The following is a 17,304-nucleotide window of genomic DNA, read 5'->3' as shown; positions in this document are numbered from 1 at the left end:
TTATTCCTTGCTCATGGCAACCGGTGGATTGTGCTCGTCGGCCAGCGCCACGTCGCGCACGTTCTTTTGCACGGCGACCGCGGCAAACAGGCTAAGGACGAAGGACATGGCATAGAAGCCTTTTTCGCTTGGCGCCAGCGTCGCGTTCCACAGGCCGATGGTCAGCAGCAGCACCGACAGCAGCAGCGAAATCCAGCACAGGCCAAAGTAGATGCCGGTGACCTTGACGCCTTCGAGCCGGTCGCGTACCGATTTTTGCAGCGACACGGCGGCAAACAGGCCGTACATGAGCAGCGTGAAGTAGTAGCCTTTTTCGTTCAACGCCATCTGCGCGTTCCACAAGCCGGAGACGTAGGTAATGGCGCCAACGAAAAGGGCCAGCCAGGACGCGCCGACAAAGGCTGCGGTTGGACGGGGCGAAATAGGTGCGGACATGCGGTTCTCCTGAGGTGGGTGCACTACGACGATACCAAGCGCCAGGTGGCATACCCGGCGATACAACAAATAATCGATCCGGCCAGGTGCAGCGCCGAATGCGCCAGCGCCCAGCCATGCTCGCCGCGCTGCAGCAGCAGCATGGCTTCGCCCGAAAATGTGGAAAACGTGGTCAGGCCGCCCAGCAAACCGGTAATGGCAAACAGGCGCCACTCGGCTGCGACGGCCGGCGTGGCCGCAAAAAAAGCCAGCGCCAGCCCCGCCAGATAGCCCCCGGACAGGTTGGCCACCAGGGTCCCCAGCTGCACCTTGTCGTGCATGCCCGCCAGCCACAGGCCCAGGCCCCAGCGCAGCCATGCACCGAGTGCCGCACCCAGCCCGACGGCGGCAAAACTCAGCGCGTGGCCCATTTGGCCAGGGCGGCGTCGTCGGTGACGCGGGCGTCAACCCAGCGCGCGCCCTGCGGGGTCTGCTCCTTTTTCCACAGCGGAGCCTCCGTCTTGAGGTAATCGATCATGAATTCGCAGGCCGCAAACGCATCGCCCCGGTGCGCGCTGGTGCAGGCCACCAGCACAATCTGGTCCATGGGGTGCAAGGGTCCCACGCGATGGATCACGCGGGCGGCAAACAGGGGCCAGCGGCAGCTGGCCTGGGCCACGATGGCGCCGATGGCCTGCTCCGTCATGCCGGGATAGTGTTCGAGCTCCAGGCAGGCGACCGATGCGCCCTCGTTCATGTCGCGCACCGTGCCCAGGAAGCTGACCACCGCGCCCACGCGAGGGTCTTGCCGGCGCAGCGCGGCAATCTCCGTGGACAGGTCAAAGTCCCCTGCCTGGATGCGCACACTGGTGCTCGTGCCGCTCACTTGCCATCCTTTGCAATGCGCGCAAACAGGTGGTCGATGCGCGAGATGGTGCGCTCGTCGGCCAGCGCCGGCAGCGCGCACAGTTCCAGGAACCGGGTGGCCGCCGTGTCAGGCTTTTGCCCGGACTTGAGCGACGATTGCAGCGACTGCACCTGCAGCTTGAGGCGATCGCGCGCGAACTCGGCGCCACTGTCAATGCCGGCTGCAATCTCCAGGCGCAGCACTTCCTCCAGCAGCGCCGGGCGGTTTTGCTCGAGCCTGGCGGCATACTCCCGGCGTTGTTCAGGTTGCGCTTCAAGCGCCGCCAGCGCGGCATCGAATCGGGTCTTGAGCACGCGCTCGTACTCGCCTGACACCGCCGGCAGCGCGCTCCAGCGCGCAGTCCAGTCGCTGCCGCTGCCGCTGCCGGCGGGCGCGGCAAGCTGCGCCTCCATCTGCTGGCACAGCGCCAGCTTGTCGCGCAGGGCGCTGGCCTGGGCGCGGCTGGCATCGCGCTTGGCAGCTTCGGCATGCTCGCCGATGGCGGCAACGGCGGCCTGGTAGCGCTTTTCCACCTTTGCTTCGCTGGCACGCGGGACCGGGCCAATGGCGTGCCATTCGGCGGCAGCGTCGCGCAGCAGCCTGGCGGCGGTGGCCGCCGTGGCGGTGGCGGCGGCTTCCTCGAGCCGTGCGCACAGCGCTTCCTTGGCCTCCTGGTGGGCGCGGCGCTCGGCGTCGGCCGCGTGGGCGTGTTCCTTGCGCCGGGCGAAGACGGCATCGCACGCGGCGCGAAAGCGCTGCCACAGCGCCTGCTCGGTCTTGCGCTCGAGCGGCACGGCGCGCGCGTGTTCCTGCCAGCGCTCCTGCAGGGCCTTGAGCGTGTCGAGGGCATGACGGTCCTGGGGATTGAGCGCCGTGACCTGGGCGATCATTTCCTCGCGCCCGGATACTTCATCCTTGCGCTGCTCTTCGAGCGGTGCCTGCAGCACATTGAGCGCATCGGCAAAGGCCTGGTCCAGGCGCTTCTTGTCCTTGCGGTCGATCGCGCCCAGGTGGCTCCAGGCCAGGCGCAGGCGCTGCACGGTCGCTGCCATCTGCTTCCAGTCCACGGTGGCACTGCCGGCAATGCGCTCGGCCTCGCCGGCCGCTTCCGCGATCAGGGCTTCGGCCTTGGCGGCATTGCTGTGGCGCTCCTCGGCCAGGTGCTTGAAGTGGGCGGCAGCGGGCGCATAGGCGGCCGTGCAGGCCTGGTCGAAGCGTTCCCATAAGGTCTTGGGCGCGGCGCCGCTCAGCGTATCGAGCGACTTCCAGCGGTCGCGCATGCTGCCCACTTTCTTGGCCAGTTCGCTCATCGACAGCGCCTGGGTGGACAGCGTTTCCACCGCCTTGATCAATTCTTCGCGCGACACATTGCCACCCCAGCGCGCCCAGTCGGACAGGCGCTTGAGCTCGGCCCGCGCGTGCACCAGCCGCTCCGACAATGCCGGTGTCAGGCGCACGCCGCGGCTGTCCTTGAGCGCCTTGTCCATGTCGGCCGCCGCCCCCAGCGAACCATGCTGGAGCGCCGCTTCCATCGCTTCGAGCTTGCTGATGAAGGCCGGATCGGGCGCCTGCGCCTGTCCCTTCTTGCGTGGCTCGGTGCGCGCGGGCGCGTCCGCGGCAGGTGCGGGTGCGGGTATGGTGGTGAGCAATTGTTCAAATCGCTGGCGCAGCGTGTCGGCCAGCGCTTCGGGCGCCGCCGGCAGCTGGCGCCAGGTCTTGTGCATCTGTTCGGCATTGAGCGACCCGGCCGGCGCCGCCTGCCACTCGGCCAGCACGGCTTCGCGCCTGGCCGCTGCCGCCTGGCCCTGTTCGATGTCGGCCAGCATGGCCGCCACGCGGGCGTGCTCGTTGGCAAACTCATTGGTAAGGCTGCGCGGCAGTGAAGGATGTTCGGGCGCTGCCAGCGCTTCCTGCTGGGCCTGGGCCAGCTGTTGCAGCTCGGCGGCAATCTCCGCGGCACTCAGGGCACTGGCGGCGAGCTTGCGCACCTGTCCCAGGCGGTCGATCATGGCCCGCTGCAGCATGACCTGGCGCTCCAGCCGCTGGCCCAGCCTTGCACGCAGCTCGTCAAAGACGCCTGCCAGTTCCGGCGCCTTGACCACGGACCATTTGCGGTCCAGGTCGGCTACCTGGTTGGGAGTGAGTTTGTCGTCGCTGACCAGCTGGGTCGCCTGGTCGATGCAAGCCTGGCCGCGCTGCAGTTCAGCATCGTGGTGGCGCAGGGCATCGAGCCGCGACTGCATCAGCTTGGCCACGCGGCGGTCGGTGTTGCGAATGCCGGTGTAGACCCGCTCGAGCTGCTCGCGCGAATGAATATGTTCTGCTGCCGCCAGACGCAGCTCGGAAAAGTCGCACTGCAAAATGAAGTCGGCCGCGCCGGACTCGTCGCCGCGCAGGCCGGCCATGCGCTGGGCCTGCGCTTCGCGCGCCGCCGCGCCGGCCGCTTTTGCGGCGCCAACCGCGTTGGCGCTCTCGACCGCCCTGGCGCTATCGCCCGCCCTGGCGGCAGGGGAAGTCTTGGCCGGGGTCGCGCTGTTGGCGCCCGGTGCTGCAGGATCTGCCGGCTTGGCCTTGGCACCGCTGGAAGATTTGTCGCCCGGCCGCTTGAAGAGGAATTCGAACATGACGTGCAATCAATCATTCAAAACCGTCATCATAGCAAGAACGGGCGTCATTACCAGCTATTCCGCTCCCCTGCAGATCGTCGCTGCTGGCACTGCGGGAAGTAGCGAAAAATAATACTGTCAATGTACCAAATGGGCATCGGACCGGTGTGACTGGCCCGCCTCGGCCGGGGGTTCGGCAAACAGCCGCACCGGCTTGATGGGCCGCGACTCCTGCACGTAGGCGTCGTGCGCCAGCATTTGGTTGGCAATGGAAAACCATGCTTCGCCAGAAATGACGGCCCGCGCCACCGGGAACAGGCTGTTTTCCTCGATGTCCAGGCGCCTGAGCGTGGCACTGCAGAACGCGTCCACTGCGTCGCAGAACTGGGCGACCCTGGCGGCAGTATCGATGGCGACCGACCCCAGGCGAATGGCCAGCACACCGACGGCCTCGGCCGCCGCATGGCCCAGCTGGTCAAGCGTGCCCAGCAGTTCGTCAGCGCCGCTGGTGGCCTTGCGGATGGCGGGGATGAGGAACATGTCGAGCTTGCGCCAGTGACAGCTTTCGTACAGGCGCTTGACTGCATCGCATGCGTAGCTGACCTGGCCCGGCGTCAGGGAACTCTGGTGGATGAAATTTGTCTCAAGTAGTTGTTGCAGGGATTGAAGACTGCTCCGGACTTTTGCTTGCTCGACCGAAAGTGCCACCAGGGTATATGTCGCCGTTAACATTCTCTCTCCTCAGAAAGTGCCTCATGCGCCGGCGCCGTTGCTAATACGGGCCAGGCCGGGATTATTGTTGTACAACGGGTTTGGTGTTGTTCTTTATGAACTTTTTCATCAACCCGGAACAGCTAGTGTAAAGAGCGCCGACAGCACCGGTTTGATATATCGCAAGCCATCACCATCGCGAAACGTGGTCTTCGGTAACTCCAAGCAATTCCCTGACTTCCACCGCGCTGCTGGCCCGGCTGGCCCGCACGGTGCCGCTGAACGTGCCAATCGGCTGCACGTAGCGGCTGGCGGCCACCATCAGGTTGCGCCGGTCGGCGCGCATGCCTTCGGGCGTGAAACGCAGGTCGAGCAAGCCATCGTGCGTGGCGATGTGCCAGGGTTCCATGGGGCGTGCGGCATCGTAGGTAAATTGAGCAGCATCAAGGGCAATAATGTGGCCATCGAGCCACAGGGCGTTTTCCTGGTCGCCAAAATACCCTGCCTGCAGGTTAAAGCCCACCCCCTTGCCGTGGGCGCTGGCCCACAGCCATTGGGTGTCGCGGGCCAGCAGGCCGCTTGAATAGTCAATGCTGGCAACGCCACCGTCGAGACTGGCCACCGTGCCGCCTGCGCGCAAGGTGCCACGCAGCGCCATGCCGCCCGATTTCTGGGTGGCGTGCAGCGATCCGCCCGCCACCGCTCCGCTGGCGAGCAGGAATGGCGCCCCCACCTCCCAGCGCGCATCGATGTCAAAGCCGCCACAGCGCAGTGACAGGGCGCCGCACTCCACCCGGATGCGGCAGCGCGCAGAAGCAAAGCTGCTGCTGCCGGAAGCGTTGGCGGCCACCCGCGCGCCCATGCCGGGCAGGCCGTCGCGCGAGAACGAGGCCAGCATGCGCCGCCGGCGCCGGTCAAAAGCATAGGCAAAGGCGGTACTGGTCCAGCCCAGGTCGACGATGGCCACCGCCGCAAACACGTCCTCGCAAGCGAGGGCCACGTAGTGCCAGCGCTTGTGATGAAAGTGCCGCCACCAACGGCTGCGCGCAAACGGCGGCGCCAGCGCGCTCCACGCGAAGCTGTCGGCCAGCCCCGTGAAACGCCCGATAGCGGCCACGCCATACCGGTCCACCAGCGCGCGCGGCGCCGCCGGCAGGCTCACAGCGCGGCCTCCAGCATGGGCCCGAACAGCGCCGGCACCGTGCGCGTGATGCGCAGCTCGGGACAGCCGTGCCAGCGCGCGCAGCGCGCCAGTGCCTGGGCGATATCGGCAGCCAGGCGCTCGCTGGCGCGCACGCCGGCGTCCAGTTCGAGGCTGATGATGTCAAAGATGCCCTGGCGCCGGTGCGCCTTGGCGTCCACCCGTCCCACCAGGGCACCGCGGCGCAGGATGGGCAGCGTGAAGTAGCCATAGCGGCGCCTGGCGGCCGGGGTGTAGCACTCCAGCCGGTAATCAAAGTTGAACAGTTCGAGGGCCCGGCGCCGGTCCCACACAATCGGATCGAAAGGCGACAGCACACTGGTGAGCGTGGGCGTGAGCGCGCCGCCGGCGGCCCGCAGCGCCAGGTCGGCATGATCGCGGTGCACGTACACCGGCTCGTCCCAGCCCTGCACCGCCGCGCGCAGCAGGCAGCCTTCCTCCACCAGGGCCGCCAGGTCTGCATGCGGCTTGCGCGTGCGGTAGTAATCAGCCACCCAGGCGGCCTTGCTTACACCCAGCGCGCGCACCGCCTGCAGAGCGAGCCGGCGCCGCACATCTTCCATGGACGGCAGCTGGCTGTCGTCCCACGATGGCAGCACGCGCTCGGCCAGGTCATACACGCGCTGGAAATTGTGACGCCTGGCGATCATCAGGGCACCGGACGTAAACAGCACTTCAAGCGAGCGCTTTTCCGGCTTCCAGTCCCACCAGCCCCCTGCCTGGCCGTTGCTGCGCCCAAGGTCCGCCGAGCGCGTGGGGCCGCTGGTCCGGATATGGGACAGCACGGCCGCCACTTCGGCGGCGCGCTCGCGCATCCAGCTGGCCGAATACTTCCAGCCCATGGCGGCCGGATCGAGCATGCGGTGACGCAGCAAGCCATAGTCTTCGATGGGGACAAAGCAGGCCTCGTGCGCCCAGTATTCGAACAGTCTTCCCTCGGCCAGGTGCTGGTCCAGCCACGCCGGCTCATAATCGCCCAGGCGCGACCACAGCACTAGATAGGGGCTGCGCGCCACCACGCTGATGGTGTCAATCTGCAGCACGCCCATGCGCCGGATCGCTGCCAGCACGTCGTCCTTGCGCGCCTTGCTGCGCCGCGGTTGCAGCATGCCTTGCGCGGCCAGGTGCAGCGCCCTCGCCTGCGCTGGCGTCAGGGTCAGTTCAGTCATCTTCATATTCTGCCAACAATACACCGTTTGCAATTGTTTTTGTTACCACCACGGAATTTTTTAATACGTATATCGCGCGCGGCAACTATTTTTCGGCCAGAATACAATCAAAGCGACACGATTCGCCCGCGAAAGGCACACTTGACTGGTTCAGCGAGCACGATCAGCACCTCCGTACGGCGCCTGCTTCAGGTCGCCCTGTTGCCCGCTTTCGCCCTGGCCTTGCTGGTGGCGATGTGGATCGCGGTGTCGGTACAACTACGCCTGGAACGGGCAGCGAGCCGCAACGAAGGCGTGGCGCACAGCCAGCAGCTAGCGCGCGTGCTGTCCGAACATGTGGCCCACGTCCTGCGCCAGAGCGATCATGCCACCCAGCTGTTCAGCCTCAAGCACGAAGAGAGCGGCGGCGCCTTCCCCCTTGCCGCCTTTGCACGCCAGGGTGGCCTGCTCGATTCGGTGCTGCCGGCGCGGCTGGAACTGCCGATGGCTGTACTTGACCGCAATGGCGAGGTGACCGATGCGCTGCATGGCTTCGGCCGCGCGCCCCTGGGCCAGGAAGCATTTTTCCAGTCGCTGGCGGCGGGCGGCGGCAACGCGCCGCTGGTTTCGGCCGTGGTCGTGGACAGCGGCACCGGGCACTGGAACATCCGCGTGGCGCGCCGCCTGAACCAGCGCGGCGGCCAGTTCGACGGCGCCCTCGTCATGCTCATCGATCCCAACCTCTTCATTGACGACTACGACCGCATCGATGTGGGCGAGCGCGGGGCGCAGATCCTGACCACGCGCGATGGCCTCCTGAGCGCCGGGCGCATTGGCGAGCGCCTGTTTTCCAGCGGTCCGCTGGGATTTCGTCCGCGGCGCGCGGCCGGCGCCTCTTCCGATGAAGTGCTGGCCGGGCGGCCCCTGGACGCCACGGCGCGCCTGTACAGCCAGGCGCCGGTGCCACGCTATGGCCTGACGGCGGTGGTGGGGATCGAGCGCGCCGTGGCGCTGGAGCGCTACCGCCGCCATCGCATCCAGTACCTGGGCGTTGCCGGCGTGGCCAGCCTCATGATCGCTGCCATCGTGGCCCTCCTGATGCGGCAAAGTACTGAGCTTCGGGCCAGCAACGAGGCTGCGCGCAAGGCACAGGCCACGCTGCGCGCCGCCGCCGATGGCAGCTTTGACGGCGTGCTGATCATGCAGGCTTGGCCCCCCGGCGCCGATACGGTGCAAGACTTCGTCATTGTCGACATCAACGACCGCGGTGCGGCCCTGTTCCGGCGGCCGCGCAGTGCGCTCATCGGCCAGCGGGCTTTCGAGCTGCTGCCGCGCTACCGCGAAACCGGCTTTTTCGAGCGCTATGTGGAAGTGTTCCGGGGCGGGCGGCCGGTGGAAGAAGAAGCGCAGATCCGCCTGGACCAGGATGCGCCGCGCTGGATTCACCACCAGATCGTACCGCTCGATGATGGCGTGGCCGTCACCTCGCGCGACATCACGGCGCGCAAGCTGGCCGAAATCGACATCCACAACAGCCGCAGCTTCCTGCAGTCGCTGGTGGACCACCTGCCGCTGCTGATCGCGGTGCGGAGCATGCGCGACGACAGCCACGGAGTGATCATGGCCTGGAACAAGGCCGCCGAAGCGGCCACCGGCTACAGCGCCGCGCACGTGGTGGGCAGCAAGTGCAGCGACGTGTTCCCGCCCGACTTCGCGCTGTGCCGCAGCGCCGACGACCAGCTCATGCTGGCCAACCCCACGGTCCACGAAGACCCGGAGCGCGCCCTGGTCAGTCCCGATGGCGGCACCCGCTATCTGCGAACCATCTCGGTGCCGCTGTTCGATGACGGCGGCCGGGTCGAATTCATTTTATGCATCGCCGAAGACATCACCGTGCGCCGCGAGCAGGAGCAGAATCTGCGCACCAACGAAGCCCACCTCGCCGCCGTCACCAACGCCTCGCCCATGGGCATCGTGCGCACCGACGTACGCGGCAACTGCATCTACGTCAACCGCCGCTTCCAGACCATCACGGGCCTGACGCGCGACCAGTCGCTGGGCCTGGGCTGGCTGGCGGCGTTCGTGGAAAACGAGCGCGCCCACATGCCCGCGGCCTTTGAACACCAGCGCAGCCACGAGGAGCCCTTCGAGCGCGTGACGCGTTGCCGGCGCACCGATGGCGCCATGCTCTGGGTGTCGACCAAGATCGCCGCCATCCGCATTGGCGGGCGTATTGAAGGCTTCATCGGCTCCATGGACGACATCACGGTGCTGCGCGACGCTGAACTGGCGATGCGCGAAAGCGAAGCGCGCCTGCGCACCATTGCCGACACGCTGCCGACCATGGTGGCCTATATCGATGCGGGGCTGGTCTACCGCTTCCACAACCGGGCATACGATCGTGAATTCGGGCGCGACGGCATCGCCGTGCTGAGCATGACCGTGCAGGACACCATTGGGTCGGAGCGCTATGCGGCGCTGCTGCCATACCTGCAGCGCGCGCTGGCCGGCGAAACCGTCACCTTCGAGGAACAGGACGGCCAGGAAGGCTTTGAACGCACGCTGGAGGTCACCTATATCCCGCAGCGCAGTGACGACGGCCGGACGGTCATCGGCTTTCACGTCATGCGCCAGGACATCACGCCGCAAAAGCGGGAAAAAAAGCGCCTGCTCAAGCTGGCCCAGATCGACCCGCTCACGGGCCTGGCCAACCGCGCCGGCTTCCTGCACAAGCTCGGCGACGCCATGCGCGCCAGTATCGACGACGGCAGCCTGATGGCGCTCATGTACCTCGATATCGACCATTTCAAGCGGGTCAACGATACCTACGGCCACCAGGTGGGCGACGACCTGCTCACGGCCTTTTCGGCGCGCCTGGCCCAGGCCCTGCGTGCCAGCGACAGCGTCGCGCGCCTGGGCGGCGACGAATTTACCGTCATCGCGGAAAGCCTTGGCCGGCGCGAAGATGCAGATCACCTGGCCGCTAAAATCGTGGCAGCCATGCAGGCGCCGTTCGAACTTGACGGCGTCACAGTCTCGATCTCGGCCAGCATCGGCCTGACCTACTTTTGCAGGGGCGCCTTCGATCCGGATGGCCTGATCAAGGAAGCGGACCGGCTTCTGTACCAGGCCAAGGATGGCGGACGCAATACCTGGCGAAGCGCGAGCTGACTACGCTATAGTAAACGCTGATCCCCTCATCAAGCGACCACATGCGGCTGTTGCACACTTCGGACTGGCACCTCGGCCAGACCCTGCACAATTACGAACGTAGCTACGAACACCAGTGCTTCCTCGACTGGCTGCTCGATACCATCGTGGCCGAGCAGGTCGATGCGCTGCTCATCGCGGGCGACGTGTTCGATACCGCCAATCCTTCATCGGCCGCGCAAAAGCAGCTGTACCGCTTCCTGCAGCAGGCGCGTGCGCGCGCGCCGCAGCTCGATATCGTCGTCATCGCCGGCAACCACGATTCACCCGGGCGGCTGGAAGCGCCCGGCCCCTTGCTGGAGGCCCACGCCACCCACGTCATTGGCCACGTGCTGCGTACTGCAAGTGGCGAGATCGACGTGGAGCGCCACCTGGTGCCGCTGCACGCGGCCGACGGCTCCGTGGGCGCATTGTGCCTGGCCATTCCCTTCCTGCGCCCGGGCGACGTGCCGCGCATGCCGGCCGCGGAAGACGGCGCGGCGCCGCTCGACCCGTACCTGGGCGGCATTTCGCTGCTGTACCAGCAGGCCTACGCCCTGGCCTCGTCACGCCGCCAGCCGGGCCAGGCCATCGTCGCCATGGGCCACTGCCACATGGTCGACGGCACCGCGTCAACCGACTCGGAACGGCGCATCGTGATCGGCAATACCGAAGCGCTGCCGGCGGCGATGTTCGATCCCGGCATCGCCTATGCCGCGCTTGGCCACCTGCACCTGTCGCAGCGGGTCGGTAAAAAAGAACACCTGCGCTACTGCGGCAGTCCCCTGCCCCTGTCGTTTTCGGAAGTGCAGTACCAGCACCAGGTACTGCGCATCGACCTGGAAGGCGGCGTGGCGCGCGAGGTGACGCCGCTGATGGTGCCGCGCGCGGTGCAGCTGATGCGCGTGCCGCCACGTCCCGCACCCCTGGATCAGGTACTGGCTGCCCTCGAAGCGCTGGAGCTGGAACAATGCGCGCCGCACCTGCAGCCCTACCTGGAAGTGCGCGTGCTGCTCGACGCGCCCGAACCGGGCCTGCGCGGGCGGATCGAGGCGGCCCTGCGCGGCAAGCCGGTACGCCTGGCCAAGATCGAGCCGACCCGCAAGCAGCTCGATGCAGGCGAATCAGGTGCGGCCATGTCGCTGGACCAGCTGGCACAGCTGCAGCCGGACGACATCTTCCGCCGCCTCTACCTGCAAAGGCATGGCAGCGAAGCGCCTGAAGAACAGCTGCGCGCTTTTGCCGAATTGCTGGCCATGCAGGGCAGTGCATGAAGATCCTGCGCATTGGAGGTAACAACCTGGCCTCCCTGGCCGGCGAATTCGTGGTCGACTTCGAACAGGAACCGTTGGCGTCGGCCGGCCTGTTTGCCATCAGTGGTCCCACGGGGGCCGGCAAGACCACCCTGCTCGACGCTCTGTGTCTGGCCCTGTACGACGCCACCCCGCGCATGCTGCGCGGTGGCAGTCCGCTGCCGGATGTGGGCGCGACCACCGTGGCGGCGCAGGACCCGCGTACCCTGCTGCGCCGCGGCGCCGCCGAAGGGCATGCGGAAGTCGACTTTGTCGGCAACGACAACCGGCGCTACCGCGCGCGCTGGAGCGTGCGGCGCTCATACAGGAAGGCCAGCGGCGCCCTGCAGCCGACCAGCATGACGCTGTACCGCCTGCCGGAGCTGACCGCCCTGGGCGGCACCAAGACCGAAGTGGCGGCCGAAATCGTCAAGTGCATCGGCCTGACCTTCGACCAGTTCACGCGCGCCGTGCTGCTGGCGCAAAATGAATTCTCGGCGTTCCTGAAAACGGACGAAAACGATCGCGGCGAATTGCTTGAAACGCTGACCGGCAGCGCGATCTACTCCGTCATCTCACGCCGCGCCCATGAGCGCTACAAGGCCGAGCAGCAAGCCTTGCAGCAACTGAAAAGCCGTCTGTCCGATCAGATTCCCCTGTCGGCGGAAGCGCGCTGCAGTCTCGACGCGCAAGGCGCGGCCGCGCAAGCGGCGCTGGCACTGGCTGACGCCCGCAAGACGGGGCTGGAACAGCAGCTGCGCTGGCACCAGGAGTCGGCCAGACTGCGCCAGAACGAAGCGCAAGCCGAGCAGGCGCTGAACGTGGCCCGCCAGGCATGCCAGGACGCGGCGCCCCGGCGCGAACATTTGGCCTTGCGCGACACGGCGGAAGCGGCCCGCCCGCTGCAGGCCGAGTGCACACGGCTGGCACATGAAATCGCCGCCACCGAGGCCGCAGCGCGCCAGGCCGACGCCCAGCTGCTGCAGACACGCAGCGAGAAGGAGCAAGGCACAGGCGCCGTCGCCGCTGCCACGGCTGCCCTGCAGGAGGCCGAGCAGACCCAGTTGCGGGCAGGACCCGACCTGGACCTGGCCAAGGCGCTCGACGCGGGCATGGCATCGCTCGCGCCGGCCCATGCCGCTGCCCGCGCCCGGCTCGACGCGGCCAGGCGCGAGCTGGCGCAGGAGCGCAGCGCGGCACAGGAGCGCAGCGCAGAACAGGCACGCACGAGCGACGAACAGGCTATTGCCACCGAGTGGCTGGCAGCGCACGCCGGATGGGAAGCACTGGCGCGCCAGTGGCAGCGCTGGGAGTCGCTGCTGGCACAGGCCGAGGACAGCGCGGCGCAGCTGGCAAGAGTGGGCATGGAGCGCGACGAGGCACACGTAAAGTGCCAACAGGCCAGCGACATGGAACAGCAAAGCAACGCGGCCCTGGCTGACATCAGCGCGCATCTGGCAGCACTGGAGGCGGCACGCCAGCAAACCAGCGCCAGCCTGGCAGCGATAGATGCCGACCGGTTGCGCGATGAACGCCAGCATCTGGAGGGGCGGCGCGAAGCAATCGTCGCCGCCGAAGGCAGGTGGACGGCGCTGGCGGACACCCACGCCCGCCTGGCGCAAGTCGAAGAGCAGGCAGCGGCACTTGCCGGCGCCGTCACCGCTGCGGCTCGCGCACTCACCGTGGCGGCCGGGGAGAGCCCTGCCCTGAACGCAGCGCTCGCCCAGTCCGAACGCTCGCTGCAAGCTGCGGAACTGGCTTGCGCCCGCAGTGTGGTCGAACTGCGCGCAACCCTGGCCGATGGCGAGCCATGCCCGGTATGCGGCAGCGGCGAGCACCCGTATCAGCACGAGCAGCCGGTCTTGCACGGCATGCTTGCAAGCCTGCGGCAGGAGGTGGCCCACTGCCGTGAACTGGTACAGGAAAATGCATCCACCCAGGCTGCCCAACGGGCGCTGGTGACGCGCCACGAAAGCGAGCAGCAAGTCGTGACGCGGGAACTGGCGCAGCGACGTGCAGACCTGGAACGCATGCAGGCGGCGTGGGAAGCCTGCCAGCTCGCATCGGAAGCGCCGGGCGAAGAGGAACGCGGTGCGTGGCTAAGTGAGCTGCGCGCACACGTGAAGGAACAGTTTCAGGCGCTGGAAGCGCAGGAACAGGCTGCGCGCGACGCGGCCAAGGCACGCGACATGGCGCAGCAAGCCTACGACCGCAGCGCCGCCAGACTGACAGCGGCGCGCGAACAGGCTGCCGCCGCCAGTGCCCAGCAGATCAAGGCGACAGCGGCCCTGGCCGCGCTGGCCGAGCGCCATTCCCAGCTCGAAGCGCAACTGGCGCGGCTGCTCGATGAACTCGACCCCGTCTTGCTGGCAGCCGGCGGACGGGCGGCATGGCGCGCCGATCCGGCGCAGTTTCACAGCGCACGCGCAGCGGAAGCGGCGCAATGGCTTACCCAGTCTGAGCAGCATGGCATACGCGGCTCCCGGCTGGCGGCCCTCGCGCTGGAACTGGCCAGCGCCCGGTCGCGCGTGGCCCAGGCGGAAGCGGGCGAACAGGCCGCCGCGCTCCAGTTCCAGCAGATCGACGGCGACATCGGCGCGCGCCAGAAGCAGCGCGCCCTGCTGTGGGACGGCCGCGCCACGGCAGACATCGAGCGCGAACTAGCCGCCGCTGTCACGCAGGCGCGCAGCGCCCTCGCCGCGCGCCAGCTGGCGGCGCAGGAAGCGGCGCAGGCCGAAACGCGTGTGCTCGAATCGCAAAAACTCCTTGCCGCGCGCCTTGCATCCATGCGCGAGCAGGCAGCCGCAGCAAGCGAGGCGCTTGCCGCATGGCTGGCCAAAGCTGACGGTATCGCAGACCAGCAGGCATTGAGCCAGCTGCTCGCCCTCGACCATGCAAGCCTGCTTGCCGAACGCCGCGCCTTGCAGACGCTGGACGAGGCCATGGCACGCGCGGCCACCGTGCTGGCCGAACGGCGCGCGCAGTGCGTGGCGCATCAGCAGTCTGCGCCCGCCGGCGAGACCGACATGCAAGCCTTGGCGGGCGCGCTGGAACAGACTGACGCCGAGCGGCGCCAGGCTCAGGAAGCAGCGGCGGCATGCGCGCTGCAGATCGCCCAGGACGAGGAGCGGCGCCGCACTGCGCAGGCGATGATGGCGCAGATCGAGCAGCAGGAGCAGATCGAATTGCGCTGGGGCAGGCTTAACGAGCTGGTCGGATCGGCGGACGGCAAGAAGTTTCGCAATTACGCGCAGCAGTTTACGCTTGACGTGCTGCTTGGCTACGCCAACAGCCATCTGCAGCACCTGGCCAAGCGCTACCGGCTCGAGCGCATCACGACGGCGGCCGGGCCATCGCTCGGCTTGCTGGTGCGCGACCAGGACATGGGCGGCGAAATCCGATCGGTCAATTCGCTCTCGGGCGGTGAATCATTCCTGGTCTCGCTCGCGCTGGCGCTGGGGCTGGCGTCGCTCTCGTCGAACCGGGTGCGGGTGGAGTCCCTGTTTATCGATGAAGGTTTTGGCAGCCTGGATAGCGAAACCCTGCGCGTGGCCATGGATGCCCTGGATGGCCTGCAATCGATGGGACGCAAGGTAGGGGTGATCTCGCATGTGCAGGAAATGACGGAGCGCATCGCCACCAAGGTACTGGTCCAGCCGTCGGGCGGCGGGTCCAGCACGGTAACGGTGCAGTGAGATAAGGGTAACCGGGATCGCCGCAGTGCATCGCCCCTAGCGAAGCCACATATGATGTGTCCGAAATTACTTGACCACTGCAATCTTGGCCCCGTGGACTCGCTGCAGGGTTAGGTGTTCTTCATCAGTGATGTCGTTGACGTTCATATTTTTCCTTACCTGGCGCCAGGGACGACTCGGTCGTGAACCTTGCCGCATGTTTCACACTTTACGTACTCCCGGCCTCCATCATTGCAGGAAAGTAGGTGAATTTTTGAGGACGACATTTGTCAGAGACATCTCTCACCGTCTCCTCAGCTTGGCAAGCGGTACAACGCAGGTTTAGATCATCCCCGATTTGCGTGACCATCACGTGGCCGACCAAGTTCCTTTTTCGAGCATAGCTTTGGCTGCGTCTGTTACTGCCTGAATCTGTTCGGGATTCATATTTTCCTTGGTTGCTGCGCTTTCGCACGCGAAAGTGATTTTCCGCGGCTTCGCAATAGTAATCCAGGCAAACCTTGCAGACACCTATCGAAATTCCATAGGTCAAGCCTTGTTCCGCGTCTCCGCTACATACCAACGCAACAATGCGCCTCTGCATATCGACGATGGGGGCACCGCTGGTACCCCGAAACGCCTCATGGCCAGGGTGGTCCACTGGTAATTTGAACACGTGCAATTCGTTTTCGGTATGCAAATACCTCAAGCCCTCGCAGAGGAAAATGTCGGAGCAGTAGGTGTCTGGTGCAAGCTGAGTCGGAAGGACCTCCCCGACGAAGCCATGGTTTTAAAACTCTGGTTCATTCTCTCTCTCGCTGGCACCACGCTGAGCCTTAAGGCCATAGGCCGTCCAACGGGCCGTGGGCGCTGCGGTGGGCTATTTTCCTATCCAGGTCGCTTCTGCACGGTGGCGGCGCTTAGATGTCATGCGTTAGCTATGGCTTTCTGCGTGTTCAATGCAGCTTAACGCCCACCTTGCCTTGGCCGCCACTCCCCATTTTGATCATAACTGGAAGACCCGGAAAAGCCAGCAGCCTGCCAGATCAGATCGAAACAGGGCCGCAATGACGACGCCAGATTTTCGACTGAAGGTACAACCACGTCGGGAAGAATTACGTTGCAACGATCAAAGTGTTTTTGATGTGGCTCGTGGAAACTGTATAGATCTGAAACGCCCAAAACAGTTTTGTCGGCATGGATCAACGATATCATTACGGCGGATTCAGTGTCCACCTCAAGCCGCTTCAGCTCACGGTAAAACGCCTTTACGAAGTCCATCACGCACTGCTCAAACCAGATACTTGGAAGAACAGCTTTCTCTTCGCCAGTTCTTACCGTCAGGACATGCGTTGACTCTATAAAGCCGTTTCTGAATAATTGGGTGTAGCCTTTGGCCTCCCCATCTGAACCTGCGCTTCTAATGCCGAGTGCCCCGTCTAAGTTAATCCGGGCGCGTTCTGAGTTCGTTCCAAGAACCGGCAGCGCAGATTGATCTGTATAAAAAACGGGATCGACCCGCACCGAGCCCAATACTGACTGAGTGGGAATTACGTGAATGGCTAAAATCGGCCCAGGTGCTAGCCTATGCGGCCCTTCGCCGCTTAGCACTTTTGCAATTCTCTCGGATCGAAAGTCGCGCACTCGGCTCGCTTGTTCGGCAGTTCTCAAGAACATAGCCCGGATCTCTGGGATATCCAGTTGGCGCTTACGAAGACCATCGCGGACATAGAAATGATTATTGGTTTTGACGCGATGAGGCCCTTGCCAGCTTTGGGGTACCCGGGCCACAAAGACGGCACCGGCCACCCCATCTATCGTGACGTCGACTGCGTGGAACTGCACACCAAGCACTCTGGGTTCGCATTGATTGAGCAGAAAGTCCTGCAACCTACGAACTTCTTGATCTGTTGAATGGTGCTGCGGGACAATGGCGGAGGCTTGCGCTTCGTTGTTCTCAGCAATCCCGAAAATAAGATCGCCACCGCCCGCATTCGCAAAGGCGGTAATGTCCGCAAGGAATTCATGCTTCGTAGAGTTGTCCCATATGGATGGTAACTCCCGCTTAAATTCCAAATGCGGGCCTTCCTGGGAACGGACAGCAATCATCACCTCGAACGATTGCTGTGTCGTTAGGGATAAGTTTAATGGAAGAAGCATGT

General features: G+C 65.4%; 11 protein-coding genes. 3 read left to right on the top strand and 8 right to left on the bottom strand.

The genetic code is table 11. From position 1 onward, the window contains the following. The 7 genes from yiaA to KY495_RS17590 all read right to left on the bottom strand — a co-directional run bounded on the left by yiaA (position 1) and on the right by KY495_RS17590 (position 7,008). Positions 1-435, bottom strand: a complete 435-nt coding sequence (yiaA, locus tag KY495_RS17620) for an inner membrane protein YiaA (protein ID WP_219880666.1) — start codon at positions 433-435, stop codon at positions 1-3. 23 nt (positions 436-458) lie between these two features. Next, a complete protein-coding gene (gene crcB, locus KY495_RS17615; protein WP_219880665.1) occupies positions 459-845 on the bottom strand; it encodes a fluoride efflux transporter CrcB in 387 nt (128 codons plus the stop codon). Next, positions 830-1,300 carry a molybdenum cofactor biosynthesis protein MoaE gene (locus tag KY495_RS17610; RefSeq protein WP_219880664.1) on the bottom strand — a complete coding sequence of 157 codons (471 nt, stop codon included), beginning with the start codon at positions 1,298-1,300 and terminating at the stop codon, positions 830-832. Before KY495_RS17610 ends, crcB begins: the two co-directional genes overlap by 16 nt. Then, positions 1,297-3,945 (bottom strand): DUF349 domain-containing protein, encoded by a 2,649-nt coding sequence (locus KY495_RS17605; RefSeq protein WP_219880663.1) that lies wholly within the window; start codon positions 3,943-3,945, stop codon positions 1,297-1,299. The genes KY495_RS17610 and KY495_RS17605 overlap by 4 nt, the downstream gene beginning before the upstream one ends. Positions 3,946-4,065: 120 nt before the next feature. Beyond that, the gene (locus KY495_RS17600) at positions 4,066-4,659 is read right to left on the bottom strand and encodes a hypothetical protein (RefSeq protein ID WP_219880662.1); all 594 of its coding nucleotides are present in this window, start codon (positions 4,657-4,659) and stop codon (positions 4,066-4,068) included. Between the two features lie 169 nt (positions 4,660-4,828). Continuing rightward, the gene (locus KY495_RS17595) at positions 4,829-5,800 is read right to left on the bottom strand and encodes a DUF2804 domain-containing protein (RefSeq protein WP_219880661.1); all 972 of its coding nucleotides are present in this window, start codon (positions 5,798-5,800) and stop codon (positions 4,829-4,831) included. Next, positions 5,797-7,008 carry a winged helix-turn-helix domain-containing protein gene (locus tag KY495_RS17590; RefSeq protein ID WP_219880660.1) on the bottom strand — a complete coding sequence of 404 codons (1,212 nt, stop codon included), beginning with the start codon at positions 7,006-7,008 and terminating at the stop codon, positions 5,797-5,799. The genes KY495_RS17595 and KY495_RS17590 overlap by 4 nt, the downstream gene beginning before the upstream one ends. 141 nt (positions 7,009-7,149) lie before the next feature. Here KY495_RS17590 and KY495_RS17585 point away from each other — a divergent pair, with 141 nt between their 5' ends. Genes KY495_RS17585 through KY495_RS17575 form a run of 3 tightly spaced genes read left to right on the top strand, consistent with a single transcriptional unit; the run spans position 7,150 to position 15,163 of the window. After that, positions 7,150-10,158, top strand: coding sequence for a PAS domain S-box protein (locus KY495_RS17585; RefSeq protein WP_229518346.1), 3,009 nt, complete (start codon positions 7,150-7,152; stop codon positions 10,156-10,158). A 41-nt stretch (positions 10,159-10,199) separates the two neighbouring features. Continuing rightward, positions 10,200-11,450, top strand: coding sequence for an exonuclease SbcCD subunit D C-terminal domain-containing protein (locus KY495_RS17580; protein ID WP_219880659.1), 1,251 nt, complete (start codon positions 10,200-10,202; stop codon positions 11,448-11,450). Then, positions 11,447-15,163: an AAA family ATPase gene (locus KY495_RS17575; RefSeq protein ID WP_219880658.1), complete on the top strand. Its 3,717-nt coding sequence runs from the start codon at positions 11,447-11,449 to the stop codon at positions 15,161-15,163. The genes KY495_RS17580 and KY495_RS17575 overlap by 4 nt, the downstream gene beginning before the upstream one ends. Positions 15,164-16,108: 945 nt before the next feature. Here the strand turns inward: KY495_RS17575 and KY495_RS17570 are convergent. Further along, positions 16,109-17,302, bottom strand: coding sequence for a helix-turn-helix domain-containing protein (locus KY495_RS17570; protein WP_219880657.1), 1,194 nt, complete (start codon positions 17,300-17,302; stop codon positions 16,109-16,111). Positions 17,303-17,304 lie beyond the last annotated feature (2 nt).

Source organism: Massilia sp. PAMC28688, from assembly GCF_019443445.1.
GTDB lineage: Bacteria > Pseudomonadota > Gammaproteobacteria > Burkholderiales > Burkholderiaceae_D > Telluria_A.
The sequence above is the reverse complement of the archived record's forward strand: the minus strand, read 5'-3'. Positions and strand labels throughout refer to the sequence as shown.